1 rRNA gene (running past both ends of the window) is annotated in these 1,152 nt (G+C 54.0%); it reads left to right on the forward strand.

The features are described from left to right. A 23S ribosomal RNA gene (locus GGR16_RS26025) occupies positions 1-1,152 on the forward strand (it extends past both window edges: 137 nt to the left, 1,624 nt to the right).

The following is a 1,152-nucleotide window of genomic DNA, read 5'->3' on the forward strand; positions in this document are numbered from 1 at the left end:
ACAATTCGTATTCCAAGGGCGTTGGTTCCGAAAGGGGCTGGCGGTTTTGGGCTACGAATTGTCAGATGAAGGTATCTAGTCCTGAATACATAGGGATTAGAAGCGAACCCGGGGAACTGAAACATCTAAGTACCCGGAGGAAAGGACATCAACGAGACTCCGTTAGTAGTGGCGAGCGAACGCGGACCAGGCCAGTGCTTCATCATGTCTAACCGGAACCGTCTGGAAAGTCGGGCCTGAGCGGGTGACAGCCCCGTACGGGTGTTGATGTGATGGAGACTCGAGTAGGGCGGGACACGTGAAATCCTGTCTGAACATGGGGGGACCACCCTCCAAGCCTAAGTACTCCTCAGCGACCGATAGCGAACAAGTACCGTGAGGGAAAGGTGAAAAGCACCCCGACGAGGGGAGTGAAACAGTTCCTGAAACCGGATGCCTACAAACAGTGGGAGCCCAAGGTTCGTCCTGGGTGACCGCGTACCTTTTGTATAATGGGTCAGCGACTTAAAGTAACGAGCAAGCTTAAGCCGATAGGTGTAGGCGCAGCGAAAGCGAGTCTGAACAGGGCGTTCAGTTCGTTGCTTTAGACCCGAAACCGGGTGATCTAGCCATGAGCAGGTTGAAGGTGCGGTAACACGCACTGGAGGACCGAACCGGTGCCTGTTGAAAAAGTCTCGGATGACTTGTGGCTAGGGGTGAAAGGCCAATCAAACTCGGAAATAGCTGGTTCTCCGCGAAAACTATTTAGGTAGTGCCTCGCGTGAATACTCCCGGGGGTAGAGCACTGGATGGGCTAGGGGTCCTCACCGGATTACCAAACCTAACCAAACTCCGAATACCGGGAAGTACTGCGCGGGAGACACACGGTCGGTGCTAACGTCGATCGTGGAGAGGGAAACAACCCTGACCAACAGCTAAGGCCCCTAAGTCGTGGCTAAGTGGGAAAGGATGTGAGAATCCCAAAACAACCAGGAGGTTGGCTTAGAAGCAGCCATCCTTTAAAGAAAGCGTAACAGCTCACTGGTCTAAATAAGGGTTCTTGCGCCGAAAATGTAACGGGGCTCAAGCCACGCGCCGAAGCTTTGGGTTCGTCTTATGACGAGCGGTAGCGGAGCGTTCCGTAAGCCTGTGAAGGAGGACCCGTGAGGGCTT

The sequence above is a fragment of the Chelatococcus caeni genome, assembly GCF_014196925.1.
In the GTDB taxonomy this organism is placed as follows: domain Bacteria; phylum Pseudomonadota; class Alphaproteobacteria; order Rhizobiales; family Beijerinckiaceae; genus Chelatococcus_A; species Chelatococcus_A caeni.